Genomic DNA, 18,076 nt, shown 5'->3' with positions numbered 1-18,076 from the left:
GTCGATCAGTACTGCGTCGAGCCCTGGTCCACCGGGATCTGCGGGGCGGTGACATTGCGCGATTCGTCGCTGGCCAGCCAGCACACGGCGTCTGCGACCTCTTCGGGCTCGGCGGCCCAGTTGGGCAAGAACGGCGTGAGCATGTTGGTCAGCTGCGGGTTGGTTTCCATGGCCTTGGCCATCGCCGCGATCATGTCGCCGGAACCCATCGGGGTGTTCACCGGCCCCGGATGCACGCTGTTGACCCGGATCGAGTGTTTGCCCAACTCGGCGGCGAACGCGCGCGCCATCCCCGCGACGGCATGCTTGCTGGTGGTGTAGTGCACCATGAACGGCTGCAGCTTCATGCCGGCCGCGGAACTGATCAGGATGATCGAGCCGCCCCGGCCGCCCTCGATGATCCTTTGGGCGCCGGCCATCACGGTATTCCAGGTGCCGGTGACGTTGATCTCCATGACATCGCCGAACGTCTCTGGTGTGATGTCGTTCCAGGCCTGGGGAGCCGAGATGCCGGCGTTGGCGACGATGATGTCCAGGCGGCCGAGGGCGGCGACGCCGTCGTCGACCACCCGGCGGAGTGCGTCGAAGTCACGAACATCGGTCGCGGTGGCCAAGATTCGACGCCCGGTCCCTTCGACGAGGCGGACGGTCTCGGCGAGGTCGTCGGGCGTGGCCGAATCGTAGGGGACACACGACGGGAGCTTGCCCGCGAGGTCGACGGCGATGACGTCGGCGCCCTCCCGGGCCATCCGAACGGCGTGCGCGCGGCCCTGGCCGCGTGCCGCCCCGGTGATGAAGGCCACCCGGCCCGCGAGCCTGCCGCTCATCGCTGCGCCGCCTTGACGAGATTCGACCCGATGATCAGGCGCTGGATCTCGCTGGTCCCCTCATATAACCGCAGCAGGCGCACGTCGCGGTAGATGCGCTCGACCGGGACGCCGTGCATGTAGCCGCTGCCGCCGTGGATCTGCACCGCGAGATCGGCGACCTTTCCGGCCATTTCGGTGCAGAACAGCTTGGCCGCCGACGGCGCGACCCGGCGGTCGGAATTGGTGACCCACAGCCGCGCGGCGTCGCGGACCAGTGCGCGGCCCGCAAGCACCCCGGTCTGCTGGTCGGCGATCATCGCCTGCACCAACTGAAAGCTGCCGATCGGCGTGCCGCCCTGGGTCGCGGTGGCGGCGTACGCCACCGACTCGTCGAGCGCGCGCTGGGCGGCGCCGACCGCGAGGGCGGCGATGTGCACCCGGCCACGCGCCAGGGAGGTCATCGCCGCCCGGTAGCCGATGTCCTCGCTGCCGCCGATCAGCGCGTCGCTGCCGACGCGGACGTCGTTGAAGGCGACGTCGGCGGTCCACGCGCCCTCCTGGCCCATCTTTGTGTCCTTGGCGCCGACCTGAACGCCCGCTGCGTCCGCCGGCACCAGGAACACGGCGATCCCCGGGCCCTGGTCGTCGGCCGGGCGCGTGCGCGCGAACACCACGAACAGGTTGGCGACCGGCGCGTTGGTGATGAAGCGCTTCTCCCCGGAGATCACCCACTGATCGCCGTCGCGGACGGCCTTGGTCCGCAGGCCGGCCGGGTTGGATCCGGCGCCGGGTTCGGTCAGCGCGAACGAGGCGACGACCTCGCCGGAGGCCATCGACTCCAGCCAGCGGCGCTTTTGCCCGTCGGTGCCGAAGCCGACCAGGACCTGTCCGGCGATGCCGTTGTTGGTGCCGAACATCGACCGCACCGCCAGCGAGGTGTAGCCCAATTCCATTGCCAGCTCGACGTCTTGGACCAGGTTCAGGCCCAGGCCGCCCCAGCGCTGCGGGATCGCGTAGCCGAACAGGCCCATCTTCTTGGCCTGGTCGCGCAGATCGTCGGGCACCCGGTCGTCGGTCAGGATCTCCTGCTCGCGGGGGACGACGGCGGTCCGTACGAAGTGGCGGGTCTGGGCAAGGATGTCCCGGAAGTCGTCGTCGGGCACTTCCTGGACTTCGGCGGTGGTCATGGCGGACGCTCCTCTGTGGCACTCATCGCTCGGGTTACCCACCCGGCGCCGGACGCGATCCTATATGAAATATGATATTTGGCCGTCGGGTACCCCGCGATGGAAGCGAACCCAAAGGGAGGCGTGATTCAGGTGTCGTTGCTCAACGGTCAGACGGCGGTCGTCACAGGAGGCGCACAAGGACTCGGCTTGGCCATCGCGCAGCGATTCGTCGCCGAGGGCGCGCGGGTGGTGCTCGGTGACCTGAACCTGGAGGCAACCGAAGTCGCGGCGAAAGAACTGGGCGGCAGCGATGTCGCGTTGGCGGTGCGCTGCGACGTCACGAAGGTGGCCGATGTCGAAGCCTTGATCCAGACCGCCGTCGAACGTTTCGGCGGCCTCGACATCATGGTCAACAACGCCGGAATCACCCGCGACGCGACGATGCGCAAGATGACCGAGGAGCAGTTCGATCAGGTCATCGACGTACACCTGAAGGGAACGTGGAACGGCATCCGGCTGGCGGCTGCGATCATGCGGGAAAACAAGCGTGGCGCCATCGTGAACATGTCGTCGGTGTCGGGCAAGGTCGGAATGATCGGCCAGACCAACTATTCGGCGGCGAAGGCCGGGATCGTCGGGATGACCAAGGCAGCGGCCAAAGAGCTTGCCTACCTGGGTGTCCGGGTCAACGCGATCGCCCCCGGCCTGATTCGTTCGGCCATGACGGAGGCCATGCCGCAACGCATCTGGGACGAGAAGGTGGCCGAGATCCCGATGGGTCGCGCCGGTGAGCCCAGCGAAGTCGCCAGCGTCGCCCTGTTTCTGGCCTCCGATCTGTCGTCCTACATGACGGGCACCGTCATGGAGGTCACCGGCGGCCGGCACATCTGAGCGGAGAACTGGCAATGCGCGAAACCGTGATCTGCGAGCCCGTCCGCACGCCGATCGGCCGCTACGGCGGAATGTTCAAGTCGCTGACCGCCGTGGACCTCGGGGTGGCCGCCCTCAAGGGGCTGCTGGAGCGGACCGGGATTTCGCCCGAGGCGGTCGAGGACGTCATCCTCGGGCACTGCTACCCCAGCAGCGAGGCGCCCGCGATCGGGCGCGTCGTCGCGCTGGATTCCGGACTGCCGGTGACGGTTCCCGGGATGCAGGTCGATCGGCGCTGTGGGTCGGGCCTGCAGGCCGTGATCCAGGCGTGCCTGCAGGTCGGCAACGGCGACAACGACCTCGTCATCGCCGGTGGCTGCGAAAGCATGAGCAACGTCGCGTTCTACTCCACCGACATGCGTTGGGGCGGTGCGCGTAGCGGAATCCGGGTGCACGACGGGCTCGCACGCGGGCGCACGACCGCCGGCGGCCGCCACTACCCGGTGCCGGGCGGGATGCTGGAGACAGCCGAGAATCTGCGCCGCCAGTACGGCATTTCGCGCCTCGAGCAGGACGAGCTGGCGGTGCGCTCGCACCAGCGCGCGGTGGCCGCGCAGAAGGACGGCCTGATGGCCGAGGAGATCATCCCGGTCTCGGTAAGCACGCGCCAGGGCGAGGAGCTGATCGACACCGACGAGCACCCGCGCGCCGACACCTCGGTGGAGTCGCTGGCCAAGCTCAAACCCGTTCTGCTGGGCGAGGATCCGGAGGCGACGGTCACCGCCGGCAACGCCAGCGGTCAGAACGACGCCGCGTCGATGTGCGTGGTGACCACGCCCGAGAAGGCGGCCGAATGCGGGCTGACGCCGTTGGTCCGCCTGGTGTCCTGGGGGTCGGCGGGCGTGGCGCCCAACGTCATGGGCATCGGGCCCGTGCCGGCCACCGAGGTCGCCCTCGCCAAGGCGGGCCTGCGGCTCTCCGACATCGACGTCATCGAGCTGAACGAAGCCTTTGCCGCGCAGGCGCTTGCGGTGATGCGGGAATGGAATTTCGGCGCCGCCGACCACGACCGCACCAACGTGCACGGGTCGGGGATCTCGCTGGGCCATCCCGTCGGCGCCACCGGCGGCAGGATGCTGGCCACGCTGGCGCGCGAACTCGAACGCCGCGATGCCCGCTATGGGCTGGAGACGATGTGCATCGGCGGCGGACAGGGGCTCGCCGCGGTGTTCGAGCGGGTCGCCTCGGCATGACCGGCCCGTTGAGCGGCCTCACCGTCGTCGAGGTGTCGAGCTTCGTCGCCGCACCGCTGTGCGGCATGACGCTGGGTCAGCTTGGCGCTCAGGTGATCCGCATCGACCCGATCGGCGGGGCCTCCGACGTCCAGCGCTGGCCGCTGGCCGCGGGCGGCGCGTCGATCTACTGGACCGGGTTGAACAAGGGAAAGCGTTCGGCCACCATCGATCTGCGCTCGGCCGAGGGCCAGGAGCTGGTACAGCGCCTCATCGTCGAGGGCGACGGCGTCGTCGTCACCAACGCCGCCGGCCTGTCCTGGCTGAGCCATCAGGTGCTGGCCGCCAAGCGTTCCGACGTCATCCACGTCCAGCTGCTGGGGCGCGGCGACGGTTCCACCGCGGTGGACTACACCGTCAACGCCGGTGTCGGGTACCCGCTCGTCACCGGTCCGGCCGGGCACGCCGGCCCGATCAACCACGTGCTGCCCGCCTGGGACGTGTGCTGCGGCCTGTACGCGGCCCTCGCGGTCGTGGCCGCCGTGCGCCGCCGGGACCGGGCGGGCGAGGGGGCACGCGTCAGCCTGGCGCTGGAGGACGTGGCGCTGGCCACGGCGGGAAATCTCGGGCTGCTGACCGAGCCGCAGGTCAACGGGACGCAACGACAGCGGTTGGGCAATGCCATCTATGGCCAGTACGGCCAGGACTTCGACAGCCGCGACGGGGCCGCGTTCATGGTGGTCACGTTGACGCGCAGGCACTTTCGCGATCTCGTCGACGTTACCGGGACCGGTGCGGCGGTGTCGGCGCTCGAGGGCGCCCTGGGCGTGGACTTCGGGTCGGAGGGCGACCGTTATCGCTACCGCGACGCGCTGTCGGGGCTGCTCGCCACCTGGTTCGCCGACCACTCGGCCGACGAGATCACCGCCGCGCTGGCGGACACCACGGTGTTGTTCGAGCGCTACAGCACCTTCGCCGACGTCGCGGCGGGGCCGAAAGTGACCGCCAATCCGCTGTTTTCGCGGCTGCACCAGCCTGGCGTCGGGGAGTACTTCGCCGCGGGCCTGCCGGCCGCGTTCGACGGCGCCCATCCCGCCGGCGCGCCGGCGCCCGCGCTGGGACAGGACACCGCCGACGTCCTCGTCGGGTGCCTGGGGCTTTCGACCGCCGACATCGCGCGTTTGACCGACGCGAAAACGATCGCCTGAAGGGACCGCCCGTGACCAAGCTCGCCCAAACCCTCGGCCTGACCGAGTTCCAGACCGAAATCATCGCCACGGTGCGGCAATTCGTCGACAAGGAAGTCATCCCCAACGCGCCGGAACTCGAACGTGGCGACACCTATCCCCAGCACATCGTCGACCAGATGCGCGACATGGGCCTCTTCGGGCTGATGATTCCCCAGGAATACGGCGGGCTCGGGGAGTCGCTGCTGACGTACGCGCTGTGTGTCGAGGAGCTGGCGCGCGGGTGGATGAGCGTATCGGGGGTGCTCAACACACATTTCATCGTGGCGTACATGCTGCGCCAGCACGGCACGGACGCCCAGAAGCAGCGGTTCCTGCCGCGCATGGCGACCGGCGAGGTCCGCGGCGCGTTCTCCATGTCCGAGCCGGAGCTGGGTTCGGACGTCGCCGCGATCCGGACCCGGGCGGCGCGCAACCCGGACGGCAATTACACCATCAACGGGCAGAAGATGTGGCTGACCAACGGCGGCAGTTCGACGCTGGTCGCCGTGCTGGTGCGCACCGACGAGGGCGCCGACAAGCCGCACCGCAACCTGACCGCCTTCCTTGTCGAAAAACCAACGGGCTTCGGCGAAGTCGTGCCCGGCCTGGTGATACCCGGCAAGATCGACAAGCTGGGCTACAAGGGGATCGACACCACCGAGCTCATCTTCGACGGCTACCAGGCCGGCGCCGACGACGTCCTCGGGGGCAAACCGGGGCAGGGCTTCTTCCAGATGATGGACGGCATCGAGGTCGGCCGGGTCAACGTCTCGGCCCGGGCGTGCGGTATCGGCATCCGGGCCTTCGAGCTCGCCGTGCGGTATGCCCAGCAGCGGCAGACTTTCGGCAAGCCGATCGCCGAGCACCAGGCCATCGCGTTCCAGCTGGCCGAGATGGCGACCAAAGTGGAAGCGGCGCATCTCATGATGGTGAATGCGGCGCGGCTGAAGGATTCCGGCGAGCGCAACGACGTCGCCGCCGGCATGGCCAAATATCTTGCCAGCGAATACTGTTCGGAGGTCACGCAGCAGAGCTTCCGGATCCACGGCGGCTATGGCTACTCCAAGGAGTACGAGATCGAGCGGCTGATGCGCGACGCCCCCTTCCTGCTCATCGGCGAGGGGACCAGCGAAATCCAGAAGTCGATCATCAGCAAGCGACTGCTCGCCGAGTATCAGGTGTGACGCGATGACCGTTCCGGATTTCGCCGCGCGCACCCAACTTTCCGACGACGTCGCGCGCCTGATCCGTACGAGGATATTCGACGGCGTCTACGCCGCGGGGTCCTACGTCCGGCTGGATCAACTGGCCGCGGAACTGGGAATCAGCGTCACGCCCGTGCGTGAGGCGCTGTTCGCGCTGCGGGCCGAGGGCCTGATCGCCCAGCAGCCGCACCGCGGGTTCGTGGTGTTGCCGGTCACGGGACGCGACGTCGCCGACGTCGCGAACGTGCAGGGTTACGTCGGTGGGGAATTGGCCGCGCGCGCCGCGGTCAACATCACGGACGACCAGCTGCGCGAACTCAAGCAGATCCAGGCCGAACTCGAGGAAGCCTATGCCGGCGCCGATGACGAGCGGACCGTCCGGCTCAATCACGAGTTCCACCGGGCCGTCAACGTCGCCGCGGACTCGCCCAAACTCGCGCAGCTCATGTCGCAGATCACCCGTTACGCACCGGAATCGGTGTTTCCCGCCATCGAGGGCTGGCCGGAACAGTCGATGAAGGATCATCGGCGGATCCTGTCCGCGCTCAATAAGCACGACGAGGAGCTCGCGCGCGCGGCGATGTCACAGCACCTCGCCGCCGGCGCGGTTCCCCTGATCGCGCACCTGACCGCGCGGGGCGTGGTCGTCGACGGGACCCGTCCGGCGCCGAACTAGTTGTTGCCGAGGCGCACCTGGGCATAGGCTGCCCTCTGAGGGGGCAATGACATAGAGCGAGGAACAGTGCCCCGAAAGATTCGCGCAGCGGCCGTCTTCGTTGCATCCGTCGTGGTGATCGCCCTCGCGCCGCCGGCCAGCGCAGACCTGCTGGACCCGATCCCCGGCAACGGTGTCTTCGTCGTCGGGCCTGACATCGCGCCGGGCCTGTACCACACGGCCGGTTCCGCGTCGGCGTTTGGGGTTTGGATCAACAACGTGCCGACCCAGGACTCCATGTGCGCATGGTTCACCTACAGCACGCCGGACGCGAACAAGGACCACGTACTCCAGACGAACATGTCCGTCGGTCCGATGTACGCGAACATCAACACGTCGGTCAAGGCGTTCGAGTCGCAGAACTGCCAGCCCTGGACGCGGGTCCCCTAGGGCGGATTCGCTTCGATCAACATCTCGCGCAGCCGCCGGGTGTCGACCTTGCCGGTGGCGCCGCGCGGTACGTCATCGTCGGATTCCAGCAATACCCAGACCGTCGGAACCTTGAAGACGCTCAGCAACTCTCGGGCCGCGCCACGCAGCTGGTCGGCGGTCAAGTCGCTATCGCATACCACCGCCGCTCCAACCCGTTCGCCTTGGGTGCCGGGCAGATTGGTGACGTGGGCGTTGTGGACGCCCTCGATGGCGCGCAGCGCCCGCTCCACCTCGCCGGGGTAGACGGTGGCGCCGCTGACCTTGAACATGTCGTCGGAGCGGCCGTGGTAGAACAGGAACCCGTCGTCGTCGAGATGGGCGAGGTCGCCAGTGGGGTAGAAGCCGTCCGGGGTGAACAGCTCCTCGCGGCCGCGACGGCAGATGCCGCGCAGCGTGTGGGGTCCGCGGATCTGGATCTCGCCAACGGATCCCGGCGGCACCGGCCCTCCGCCATCGGTGTCGACGATGCGGACTTCCATGCCGGGGAACGGTTTCCCGCAGCTGCCCCACGCCGACGCCGGCATGTCGGTGTCGGCGGCGTACCCGCAGTACGGACCGAACGCCTCCGTCATGCCGAACAGCGTGGCCCGGGCGCCCGGTTGGGCCCGCCGGTCGGGGGGCAGCAGGGCCTCCAGGCTGCCCGGTCGCAGCGCCGACAGGTCGGCGCCCACCGTGCCGGCGTGCCGCGCCAGCGCCTCGGCCTGATCCGGCCACCCGCGAAACAGCGTGACCCGCTCGGCTTCCAGCAGCCGCAGGGTCGTCTCTGGTCGCGGAATCTGCTCGGTCACCAGGGTGGCACCGGCCAGCAGCGTGGACAGGATCCCGCTGCCGAAGCCGCCTACCCAGAAGAACGGCATCGGCAGATACAAGCGGGTGTCGGACGTGATGCAGCGCGCCGCAAGGCCCGCTCGCACCGCGCCCAGCGCGCTGCCGTGGGAGTGGATGACGCCCTTGGGCGTCCCACTGCTGCCGGAGGTGAACATGACGACCAACGGGTCTGCAGCCGTGACTGTTTCGGTGAGTGCGTCGACAATCCGCCGGGCCGGGCCGGCGGCGGCGCGCGCCAGGTTCTCGGCCGGCCAAACCCCGCGCAAGGCGGGGAGCTCGAGGGGCGGCACGGCTTGCAGGTCATCCAGGTAGCGGTGGCCGCGGAACTCCTCCACGCTCAGCAAGAACTGCACCGACGCCGTCCGCAGCTGCGCGACGAGTTCGCCGGGCCGCAGCAGGGTGCTCAACGGGACCAGCACGGCGCCAATGCGGGCCACGGCGATCGCCACCTGTACCCAGCGGGCGCCGTTCGGCATGATCAGGCCGACGCGGGTGCCCTTGCCGACGCCGGCTTCGACCAAGACTGCGGCTAATTCGCTTGTGGTTGCGTCGAGTTCGCGATAGCTGATCCGCGCCGACGGGTCGATCACCATCGGCTTGGCGCCGTGCCGCGCGGCGCGGGACCGCACGAGTCGGTCGATGATGGCCTCAGTCATCGAACAGCTTTCTCAACCGCTTCGCGTCGACCTTGCCACTGGACAGCAGGGGAACCTCCGCCGGCGCCAGTGCGACGAATCGCTTGGGAATCTTGTACGAAGACAACTCCTCCTTGAGACGCTCCCGCAGCGCGACCTCGTCAAGGTCCGGCTGCGCAACCACGGCAACAACCAGCTCTCCACGTTGCGCGTCGGGAATGCCCATGACGTGAGCCTCCGCGCCGGTGACCTTCGCGATCGCCTTCTCCACCTCGGCCGCCGAGACATTGGCACCCGCCGTCTTGATCATTCCGCTGATCCTGCCGACGAAATAGAAGAACCCGTCGGCGTCGGCGCGCACCAGATCGCCGGTGTGGAACCAGCCGTCGGCGTCGAAGCACTCCTCGCGGCTGCGCTTGCAATAGCCCTGCATCACATACGGCCCGCGGATGCACAGCCCACCAACACCCGACGCATCCGGCTCCACAATCATGGTGTCGAATCCGGGCGCCGGCTTGCCGAAGGATCCGCGTCGCACCTCGGGCTGGTCGGATTCGTCACCGCTGATCAACACGACGCTCCCGGCCTCGGTCAGCCCCAGCATGTTGTGCCGCAGCTCCGGGTCGGCCGGTCGCGCTCCGGGCGCCATGATCGGGTAGAGGTTGCCGCGGCGCATCGACGACAGATCGCGCCGGGGAAAGCTCGGGTGCTCCGCCAGGTGGGCGATCCCGGCCGCGAAACCATTGGTGATTGTGGGCTTTTCGGCCTCCAGCAGGTCGAGCGTCTCACCGGCATCGGTGGCATTGGAGCACACCAGCGTCGACCCGGCGACCAGCGTGGCGAGCAGGCCGAACGCGAATCCGCCGATCCAGAAGAATGGCGAATTGCAGAACAGCCGGTCCGCCGCCGTCAGACCGCGGATGTCGTTGAGGTTGCGCTGATGTCCGAGCAGGCCGGCGTGCGTGTGCATGACCCCCTTCGGGGCGCTGGTGGAGCCGGACGTGTACACGATGGCCAGCAGATCGCAGCCGTCGACGTCGTTCTCCATCGCCGCCAGCAGTGCGGGGTCGACGTCGCCCGCGAGCCGGTGCGCCCGTTCGGGATGGAGCACGACGTGGCGCAGTTGCGGCGTGGCGGGGACGAACAGCCGGTCGTCGGAGTCCAGGTCGGCATGCGCGAGCACTTCGGCCAGTCGTCGCAGGTAGTCGTGGGAGCGAAACGACGGCGTGGCCAACAGGATTTCGGTGTCGCTGTCGACCAGCTGCTCGCGCAGCTCCCGGGCGGTGGCGAACGTGGAGAACGGGACCACGACCGCGCCGATCCGCGCCGCCGCCAGCATGCCGACGACGAACTCGGCGCCGTTCGGGTAGAGCAGTCCCACGTGGGTGCCCTTGCCCGCCCCGCGCGCGATCAGCCCGCGGGCCAGCTCGGCGGAACGGCGGTCCGCCTCGGCGTAGCTGATGCGCTCGTCGTCGCAGACCAGCAGGGGGTGGGCGCCGCGCGAGCGGGCTTGGCGCCGCAGGGTTTCCGCGACCGTCAGCGAGTCACCCGGCATGGTCGCGCCGGGCTGTGACCTCCGAGGAGCCGCCGAAAAAGAGCCTGACCGCCGCGAGATCGGGCTTGCCCGAAGGAGTCCGCGGGATGGCGTCGACGATCGCGATCTCGGTGGGGATTTCGTAACGGGCCAGTCGGGTCCGCAGATAATCCAGCAACGCGTCGGTATCGGCCGAGTCGCGCAGCTGCACCATCGCGACCGGGGTCTCACCGAGGCGTCGATCGGGCCGCCCGACGACGGCTGCGCCCACTACCGCGGGGTGGCCCTCCAGCGCGATGCGCACCTCGTCGGGCATCACCTTGAACCCGCCGCGGATGATGGCCTGGTCGGCCCGCCCGACGATCCAGAGGAAGCCGTCGGCGTCGATGCGCGCCAGATCCGTCGTCCGCATCCAATCCGCCGCCGGGCCCAGTTGCCCCGGCTTGACCTCCAGCAGACCGACCCGGTCCGGCGCGAGGGTCGCCCCCTCGTCGTCGACCACCCGAAGCTGCGCGCCCGGGTTGGCCCGGCCCACGCTGCCGCGCTTGGCGTGCCAGTACTGCCGGTGGTCGGCGAGGGTCCAGCCGGCGACGCCGCCGCCGAATTCCGTTGCGGCATATGACGTCAGCACCGGGATGCCGTACTTGTCGGTGAAGGCGTCGGCGTCGTCGGCCGAAAGCGGGGCCGTGCCGCACGTGACGGCGCGGATGCTGTCCAGGTCGGCCCGCGTGAGATTGGAGTGCAGCACCGTTCGCAGCGCGGCCGGCACGAGCGACACGGTGCGGGGCCGGTGCCGGCGCACCGCCTCGGCCCAGGCCTCGAGCTCGAATCGTTCCAGCAGCACAAAGGGTCTGGCCTCGGCGACGCACTGTAGGACGCGGAAGACGCCGCCGATGTGCACCAGCGGCGAGTTGACGATCGCGACGCCGCGGCGCGGCTCTGTCGGCGCCGGCGTGGCGACGGGGTCGGCGCCCATCACGCTGCGCGCCAGCATGTCGTAGCTGAGGTCGATCCGTTTGGGCGGTCCGGTCGTTCCGCTGGTCAGCATGCGCACCGCCACGCCGTGCTCCGCGCTGGGTGCTTCGGCAGGGCGGGCCGAGGCGTTTTCCAGAGCAGCCGAAATCGCCAGCGTCGCGGTTCCCGGTGGAACCAGCGCTGCCAGATCGTCGGCCTCGCCGATGATCAGCGGCAGCCGCAGGGCGGCGATGTCGGCGCGGGTGCGCTCGTCGCCGCGGGCGGGGTTGATCGCCACGACCGTCCCGCCGCCCAGCAGCACCCCGAGGAAGGCCGCCACCTGGCCGGGCCGGTTGCGCAGCAGCATCCCGACGCCCGCGCTTGCACCGGCGAGGGGCGCGATGCTGCGCGCCGCGTCGCCCACCCGCCGCCACGAGAACCATTGGCCCTCATACTCGATCGCGTGCGCGTCGGGACGCAGATCGAGCACGTCGGCGATGCGCCGACTCAGCGGATGCATCAGCGGATCTTCGGCTCGCGCGCGCCGGCCTCGCCGTGCCTTGCGGCCAGTTCGGCGGTGCCAAGCGGGTTGCCCAGCCGCGTGTAGATGAGCCCCTGTTCCATGGCGGCGCGGTAGGGCTTGTCCAGCGATTCCCAGATCGCCTTCACGGTGCCCTGGGTGGCCGACGGCGGCTTGGCGGCGATCGTCGCGGCGATCTGGTGGGCGCGGTGCCACAGCTGGTCGGCGGGGACCACCTCCGTCACCAACCCGATGCGCAGCGCGGTGTCGGCGCCCACCCGCTCGTCGTTGCCCATCAACGCGATCCGCAACGTCTCGCCCAGGCCGATGCGCCGCATCAGGCCGATGGGTTCCAGCGCGCACACCAGGCCGGCCGAGACGTGGGAGTCGAAAAACGTTGCGCCCTCGGAGCAGATGACCACGTCCGATTCGTTGATGAAGTAGAAGGCCCCCGCGGTGCACATGCCCTGGACGGCGCACACCACGGGCTTCCACATCTTCTGCCACTTGGGGCTGAGCGCCTCGCCCGGATCCTCGTGATTCCAGACGTTGTCGGGTTGGCCGTACGGCGTCTTGATGTCGAGTCCGGCGCTGAACGCCCGGTCGCCGGCAGCCCTCAGCACCACCGCGTGCACCGACTCGTCGAGTTTGACGGTGCGCCAGGCGCGGGCCATCTCCTCGCACATGGTGCGGTTGAACGCGTTGAGCTGCTCGGGCCGATTGAGCGTGATGGTGGCGACGTGGTCGCCCGCGTCGACGTCGAGCAGGATGGTTTCGAACCGCGGTGCCGTCACCGGCATTTCCAATTGGGTTGACGTTTCTCGACAAAGGCCCTGGGGCCTTCCTGGGCGTCCTCCGTCCGCAGCACGCGTTCGCGGAAGGTTTCGGCGAGTATCTCCGCCTCGTGCAGCGGCACGTTCAGGCCCTTGAGAATGGCCAGCCTGGTGCCCCGGACCGCCAGCGGCGCATTGGAATTGACGATGTCGGCGATCTCGCGGGCCCGCTCCAGCAGTCGGTCGTGCTCGACGATTTCGCTGATCAGCCCGAGATCGTAGGCGCGTTGCGCGCTCATCCGCTCGTGCCTGCCCATCAGGGCCATCCGCAGGGCGATCGAGCGGGGCAACACCCTGGATATCCGCACCAGTTCGCGACCGGCCACCAGCCCGATGCTGACGTGCGGATCGAAAAAGGTCGCCTGCTCGGATGCGATGACGATATCCGTCGTGGTGACCCAATCCATGCCGGCGCCGCAGCACAGACCGTTGACGGCGGTCAGCACGGGTTTGGCCATGGTGCGAAACGGGGGAGTGCCCTCCTGTGGGGCCTCCCACTGGTCATACGTCGAGAGGTACGGCCGCTCGTAGATCACCTTGCCGTCTTCGGGGATCTCTTTGACGTCGGCGCCCGTGCAGAACGCGCGGCCGGTGCCGGTGACGATGAGCAGCCACACGTTGTCGTCGTTCTCGGCCTCGTCGTAGGCGGCGCGCAGTTCGGTGATCATGTGCGGGCTGAGCGCGTTGAGGGCCTCCGGGCGGTTCAGTGTGAGGGTGGCGGTATGCCCATCGACCTCGTACGTGATGGTGTCGAACGTCGGCATGTTCATCGGCCCTCGAACTTCGGTGCACGTCGTTGCTGAAAGGCTTGCAGTCCCTCTTTGAAATCGCTTGTCCGGCAGGACAGTTCCAGATTGAACAGCTCCTGCGTCATGGATTGGGCCAGTGTCGCGTGCTGGCCGAAGCTCAGCGCCTGCTTGGCCAGCCCGATCGCGGCGGTCGGCCCGCCGGCCAGGCGCTCCAGCAGCGTGTCGGCCGCAGCGTCGAGTTCGGCCCCGCTCACCGCTTGGTGGATCAGGCCCCAGTCCGCCGCATCGGCCGCGCCGACCTTCTCGCCGAGCAGCAGCATCCGCCTGGCCCGCGCCACACCGACCAGTCGGGGCAGCAGCCACGTGGACCCCGAATCGGGGCTGAAGCCGCGTTCCACGAACGGTTCCCAGAACACCGCGTCGTCGGCGGCGACGGCGAAGTCGGCGGCCAGCGCGAGGTTGCAGCCGAAGCCCACCGCCCAGCCCCGCACGCTGCAGACCACCGGCAGCTGGATGCTCGCGACGAGTTCGATCACGCGGTGGGCGGCGTGCGGGATCCGGCGCACCAGATCGCCGGCGCGCGGGCGCTGACCGCGGGGATCGTTGGCGGCCACCCAGTCGGCGCCGGCGCAGAAGTCGTCCCCGGCGCCACCGATGTGAATCGCGCGCAGCGAGTCGTCGGCGGCGGCATTCGTCAGCGCGTCGACCAAAGCCTCGATCATCAAGTGGGTCAACGCGTTACGCCGGGCGGGACGGTCGAGGGTGACCCGCAAGACCGCGCCCTCGCGGCACGCCGTCACCGAACCGTCGGCGCCGGCCGTATCGGCCTCGTGATCCACCGTGTACCCGGCCTTTCCCCGCCGATACGGTTACCCATACAGTAGGCAATACGATTGATACGAGGTATAAGTTAGCAAGGAAACGCTAACGACGGAACAACCGGGTGAGCCCGGTGAAAGCGGGCAGCATGGTCGGTGACGCGAAATTCGGCGAAGCGCCGCTTGCCCAGACGGTGGTGGCCGCCGGCGCGATGCGTCGACTCAGCTCGCTGCTGCTGTCCCTCGAGCACCCGCATCCGACCGTGGATGCCATGCTCGCGAGGTTCGCCGAGTGGGAGGGCGAGCTGGCCCCCGCGGCCGCGGCGGACCCGGCGCCGCGGATCGGCGAGATCCCCGACGATCCCCGGCGGGTATATCTGAACCACGCCACCGACATCGGCGCCTACAACCCGTGCTTTCCCGAATACCGGTTCGATCAGGTCGACGCCGAGAAAGCCACCGGGCTGGTGTGCTTCCCACTGGTCTACGAGGGGCCACCGGGGTTGGTGCACGGCGGTTTCCTCGGCGTCTTCTTCGACTGCGTGATCCAGCACCACAATTGTGTCACCGGTCTTTCCGGCAAGACGCGCTCGCTGCTGGTCAACTTCCGCCGGCCGACGCCGGTGCTCACCGAACTGCGTTTCGACATCGATCGGTCTCCAGTCGAGCGGGGCATCACGTCGACGGCGCGGCTGCTGCTCGGCGAAGAGGTGCTCTGTACGGGCGAGGTCACCACCTTGGCGTCACCGCCCGAGCAGCTGACCGGATTCAAATTCGGCAGGCGGCGAAAGGAATCCGACAGGTGAGCTCCTCCAACGTTTCCGACGAACGGGTGCTCTTCGAGGTCGAACCCGATCGGCGCATCGCGACCATCACCCTGAACAACCCGAAGCGGCGCAATTCTTACGACGCCACGATGCGCGAGGCCATCGCCCGCTGCCTGGATCGCGTGGCCGACGACGACGACCTGACGGTGGTGCTGTTGCGCGGCGCCGAGGGCGTCTTTTCCACCGGGGCCGACATGAACAACGCGTATGGCTGGTACGGTCCCGGCAGCGACGACCAGGCCACCCGCCGCCCCAGTCAGCGCCGCCGGCTCACCGTGGACCGCAAGTCTTTTGGCTTCTACCACAACCTCATGGGCTTCCCGAAGGTGACCGTGGGCGAGATCGCCGGCTACGCGCTGGGCGGTGGGTTCGAGATGGCGCTGATGATGGACATCTCGGTCATCGCGCGTGACACCGAAATCGGCATGCCGGCGACGCGCTTCCTCGGCCCGGCGCTGGGCAGCCTGCATATGTTCTTCCACCGGCTGGGCCCGGTGCTGGCCCGGCGTCTGCTGCTGACGGGTGACATCATCCAGGCCGGCGAGATCGGGCACCTCGGAATCTTCACCGAGACATGCGATTCCGGCTCGGTGACGGCGCGGGCGCGGTATTGGGCGGAGAAGGCGGCGAAGATGCCCGCCGACGGGGTCGTCATCGCCAAGGAAGCGTTTCGCCTCGTCGAGCAGACGCAGGTGTACAACGGCGAGGAAGTCGCGAGCTATCTGTTCCATGCCTTCGGGACCAACCTGCAATTCGCTCCCGGCGAGTTCAATTTCGTCAAAACCCGCGCACAGCACGGCGCCAAGGAGGCGTTCCGGCTGCGCGACGAGCACTTCCACGTACCGGAGCCGGAGGCATAACCAGGCGTTCACGCCGAGCGTGCAGTTAGGGCGAAAAATCGGCCAAAAAGCCGCCGTGAGTTCACGTTCGGCGGTGCGCAGCGGCGAGGTCGGTCCTAACGCGCGGCTGCGGCCTTGCTCCGTCCGCCGCGCTGGGCCGTCGACTTGGCCGCCTTGCGTGGCCGGGACGCCGCGCCCTTGGCGCCCTTTTCGATCAGGCTGCCGGCGTGGTCGAGGATGCAGTCCAGCCCGAACTCGAAATTCGCTTCGTCGGGAGCCCCGATGCGGTGTCCCTGGCCGGTCACCTGGGCGATCAGCGGGGTAGTGGCCGGATCGATGGCCACCGCGTCCTCGATGGCGCGCGGTCCGCTGTCCGGCGTCTGGTTCTTGTCGTAGAGCCGTTGCAGCACCACCGAACCGCGGACATGTAGCGAGACCGCGGAATAGGTGTCGAAGGCGTCCTCGGGCGACAGGCCGGCCTCCACGAGGTTGGCGATCGCGCGCTCCATCTCCTGAGCGCCCACCCGCGCCGCCTTCGGGCTCAGGGCGGCGCGAATCAGAATCAGGTCGCACAGAATCGGGTTGCCCATGAATGTTTTACGCATCAGGCGGGCGTGGTTGCGCAGCGTCTCGCGCCAATCGCTGGCCTCGACATAGGGGGTGGCGAAAACGTACTTGCCCAGGGCGCGGTCGGTCATCGCGTTGAGCAGATCGTCCTTCTTGCGGAAGTACCAGTAGATGCTGGTGACGCCCACGCCGAGGTGTTTGCCGAGCAGCGGCATGCTCAGGTTGTCGATCGACACCTGCTCCGCGAGTTCGAATGCACCGCTGATGATGTCGTCGGGGTTGATGGACCCGCGTTCGCGTCGTTGACGCTTATCAGCGGTTGCCTGCTTTGCCACTACGGGCACCTCCATCAGGATCTGACCTTGCCACCGGTATAGTGAAATCTACCGGTAGTTCCTCTCTGACCTGCGCATACGCAGGCGTGTCGACGCGTTTTCCGTCTGCTACTGTAATACCTATCGTAGGCTTTTTGGTAAAACGGCTGGACACATGGATCTAGGGCTGGCGAATGCCACGGCCGTCGTGGTCGGTGGTAGCCGCGGGATGGGCCTGGCAACGGCCCGCTGCCTCGCCGATGAAGGAGCCCGGGTGGCGGTGGTCGGGCGCAGCCGCGACGCGCTCGATTCCGCGGTGGACGATTTGACGCGACGCGGCAGCCCGGAAGCGCTCGGGCTCGCGGCCGATATCGGCGATGCCGCCGCGGTCGACAAGGTGTTCGCCGATCTCGCCGGGCGCTGGGACGGCGAACTCAACGTGCTCATCAATACGGTCGGCCCGGGCGCAGCGGGCCGCTTCGAGGACCTGACCGACGACGAGTGGCACCGGGCCGTCGAGGACGGGGTCATGGGCATGGTGCGTTGCGTCCGTTCCGCACTTCCCCTGCTGCGCAAGGCGCAATGGGCCCGGATCGTCAACTTCTCGGCGCACTCGACCCAGCGGCAAAGCGTACTGCTGCCCGCCTACACGGCCGCCAAGTCGATGCTGACCAGCGTCTCGAAAAACCTCTCCTTGCTGCTGGCGAAGGACGAGATCCTGGTCAACGTGGTCTCTCCCGGCAGTATCGCGTCCGAGTCACTCGTCGGCTGGGCGACGTCCGTCGGCGTCGACGGCACCGACCCCTACGCCCTGATGGACGCCATCGCCGAGCATTTCGGCCATCCCGCGCAGATGCCGCGGGCCGGCCTGCCGGAAGAAATCGGCCCGGTCGCCGCGTTTCTCGCGTCGCGGCGCAACTCCTACATGACCGGCGCCAACATCAACGTCGACGGTGGTTCGGACTTCACCTGACCCGAAATCGTTTGGCCGACAGAA

Annotated in this window: 18 protein-coding genes; 9 read left to right on the top strand and 9 right to left on the bottom strand. The window is 68.4% G+C overall.

Annotated elements, in window-relative coordinates; all coding sequences use genetic code 11:
* Positions 1–5: 5 nt before the first annotated feature.
* Positions 6–827, bottom strand: coding sequence for a mycofactocin-coupled SDR family oxidoreductase (locus A5705_RS14825; RefSeq protein WP_068278304.1), 822 nt, complete (start codon positions 825–827; stop codon positions 6–8).
* Positions 824–1,996 carry an acyl-CoA dehydrogenase family protein gene (locus tag A5705_RS14820; RefSeq protein WP_068278302.1) on the bottom strand — a complete coding sequence of 391 codons (1,173 nt, stop codon included), beginning with the start codon at positions 1,994–1,996 and terminating at the stop codon, positions 824–826. The genes A5705_RS14825 and A5705_RS14820 overlap by 4 nt, the downstream gene beginning before the upstream one ends.
* A gap of 99 nt (positions 1,997–2,095) precedes the next feature.
* Here A5705_RS14820 and fabG point away from each other — a divergent pair, with 99 nt between their 5' ends.
* The 6 genes from fabG to A5705_RS14790 all read left to right on the top strand — a co-directional run bounded on the left by fabG (position 2,096) and on the right by A5705_RS14790 (position 7,619).
* A complete protein-coding gene (fabG, locus tag A5705_RS14815; protein ID WP_156738294.1) occupies positions 2,096–2,869 on the top strand; it encodes a 3-oxoacyl-ACP reductase FabG in 774 nt (257 codons plus the stop codon).
* Positions 2,870–2,883: 14 nt separating this feature from the next.
* Positions 2,884–4,101: an acetyl-CoA C-acetyltransferase gene (locus tag A5705_RS14810; RefSeq protein ID WP_068278300.1), complete on the top strand. Its 1,218-nt coding sequence runs from the start codon at positions 2,884–2,886 to the stop codon at positions 4,099–4,101.
* Positions 4,098–5,288 carry a CoA transferase gene (locus tag A5705_RS14805; protein WP_068278298.1) on the top strand — a complete coding sequence of 397 codons (1,191 nt, stop codon included), beginning with the start codon at positions 4,098–4,100 and terminating at the stop codon, positions 5,286–5,288. Before A5705_RS14810 ends, A5705_RS14805 begins: the two co-directional genes overlap by 4 nt.
* 11 nt (positions 5,289–5,299) lie before the next feature.
* Positions 5,300–6,493 carry an acyl-CoA dehydrogenase family protein gene (locus tag A5705_RS14800; protein ID WP_068278294.1) on the top strand — a complete coding sequence of 398 codons (1,194 nt, stop codon included), beginning with the start codon at positions 5,300–5,302 and terminating at the stop codon, positions 6,491–6,493.
* A gap of 4 nt (positions 6,494–6,497) precedes the next feature.
* Positions 6,498–7,190: a GntR family transcriptional regulator gene (locus A5705_RS14795; RefSeq protein WP_068278292.1), complete on the top strand. Its 693-nt coding sequence runs from the start codon at positions 6,498–6,500 to the stop codon at positions 7,188–7,190.
* A gap of 66 nt (positions 7,191–7,256) precedes the next feature.
* A complete protein-coding gene (locus A5705_RS14790; protein ID WP_067875884.1) occupies positions 7,257–7,619 on the top strand; it encodes a hypothetical protein in 363 nt (120 codons plus the stop codon).
* Here the strand turns inward: A5705_RS14790 and A5705_RS14785 are convergent.
* The 6 genes from A5705_RS14785 to A5705_RS14760 are packed head-to-tail and all read right to left on the bottom strand — an operon-like array spanning position 7,616 to position 14,553.
* A complete protein-coding gene (locus A5705_RS14785) occupies positions 7,616–9,145 on the bottom strand; it encodes a class I adenylate-forming enzyme family protein (RefSeq protein WP_068278290.1) in 1,530 nt (509 codons plus the stop codon). The two genes, A5705_RS14790 and A5705_RS14785, sit on opposite strands and share 4 nt — an antisense overlap.
* A complete protein-coding gene (locus A5705_RS14780; RefSeq protein ID WP_067875890.1) occupies positions 9,138–10,679 on the bottom strand; it encodes a class I adenylate-forming enzyme family protein in 1,542 nt (513 codons plus the stop codon). The genes A5705_RS14785 and A5705_RS14780 overlap by 8 nt, the downstream gene beginning before the upstream one ends.
* Positions 10,669–12,132, bottom strand: a complete 1,464-nt coding sequence (locus tag A5705_RS14775) for a class I adenylate-forming enzyme family protein (protein WP_067875893.1) — start codon at positions 12,130–12,132, stop codon at positions 10,669–10,671. The genes A5705_RS14780 and A5705_RS14775 overlap by 11 nt, the downstream gene beginning before the upstream one ends.
* Positions 12,132–12,932, bottom strand: coding sequence for an enoyl-CoA hydratase/isomerase family protein (locus tag A5705_RS14770; protein ID WP_067875896.1), 801 nt, complete (start codon positions 12,930–12,932; stop codon positions 12,132–12,134). The genes A5705_RS14775 and A5705_RS14770 overlap by 1 nt, the downstream gene beginning before the upstream one ends.
* Entirely contained in the window at positions 12,923–13,735 is an 813-nt protein-coding gene (locus A5705_RS14765; RefSeq protein WP_067875899.1) for an enoyl-CoA hydratase/isomerase family protein, read from the bottom strand. The genes A5705_RS14770 and A5705_RS14765 overlap by 10 nt, the downstream gene beginning before the upstream one ends.
* Complete coding sequence (locus tag A5705_RS14760; RefSeq protein ID WP_067875902.1) at positions 13,732–14,553, bottom strand: enoyl-CoA hydratase-related protein; 822 nt, start codon at positions 14,551–14,553, stop codon at positions 13,732–13,734. The genes A5705_RS14765 and A5705_RS14760 overlap by 4 nt, the downstream gene beginning before the upstream one ends.
* Before the next feature lie 128 nt (positions 14,554–14,681).
* Between A5705_RS14760 and A5705_RS14755 the strand changes: the two genes are divergently transcribed.
* Both A5705_RS14755 and A5705_RS14750 read left to right on the top strand, forming a co-directional pair.
* Positions 14,682–15,338 carry a hypothetical protein gene (locus tag A5705_RS14755; protein ID WP_068278361.1) on the top strand — a complete coding sequence of 219 codons (657 nt, stop codon included), beginning with the start codon at positions 14,682–14,684 and terminating at the stop codon, positions 15,336–15,338.
* Complete coding sequence (locus A5705_RS14750) at positions 15,335–16,219, top strand: enoyl-CoA hydratase/isomerase family protein (RefSeq protein WP_067875906.1); 885 nt, start codon at positions 15,335–15,337, stop codon at positions 16,217–16,219. Before A5705_RS14755 ends, A5705_RS14750 begins: the two co-directional genes overlap by 4 nt.
* Before the next feature lie 95 nt (positions 16,220–16,314).
* On the opposite strand, the gene A5705_RS14745 is transcribed toward A5705_RS14750, so the two are convergent.
* Positions 16,315–17,115 (bottom strand): TetR/AcrR family transcriptional regulator, encoded by an 801-nt coding sequence (locus A5705_RS14745; RefSeq protein ID WP_067875909.1) that lies wholly within the window; start codon positions 17,113–17,115, stop codon positions 16,315–16,317.
* Between the two features lie 139 nt (positions 17,116–17,254).
* Between A5705_RS14745 and A5705_RS14740 the strand changes: the two genes are divergently transcribed.
* Positions 17,255–18,052: an SDR family NAD(P)-dependent oxidoreductase gene (locus A5705_RS14740; protein WP_067875912.1), complete on the top strand. Its 798-nt coding sequence runs from the start codon at positions 17,255–17,257 to the stop codon at positions 18,050–18,052.
* Positions 18,053–18,076 lie beyond the last annotated feature (24 nt).

It is taken from the genome of Mycobacterium sp. E787 (assembly GCF_001668725.1).
GTDB lineage: Bacteria > Actinomycetota > Actinomycetes > Mycobacteriales > Mycobacteriaceae > Mycobacterium.
The sequence above is the reverse complement of the archived record's forward strand: the minus strand, read 5'-3'. Positions and strand labels throughout refer to the sequence as shown.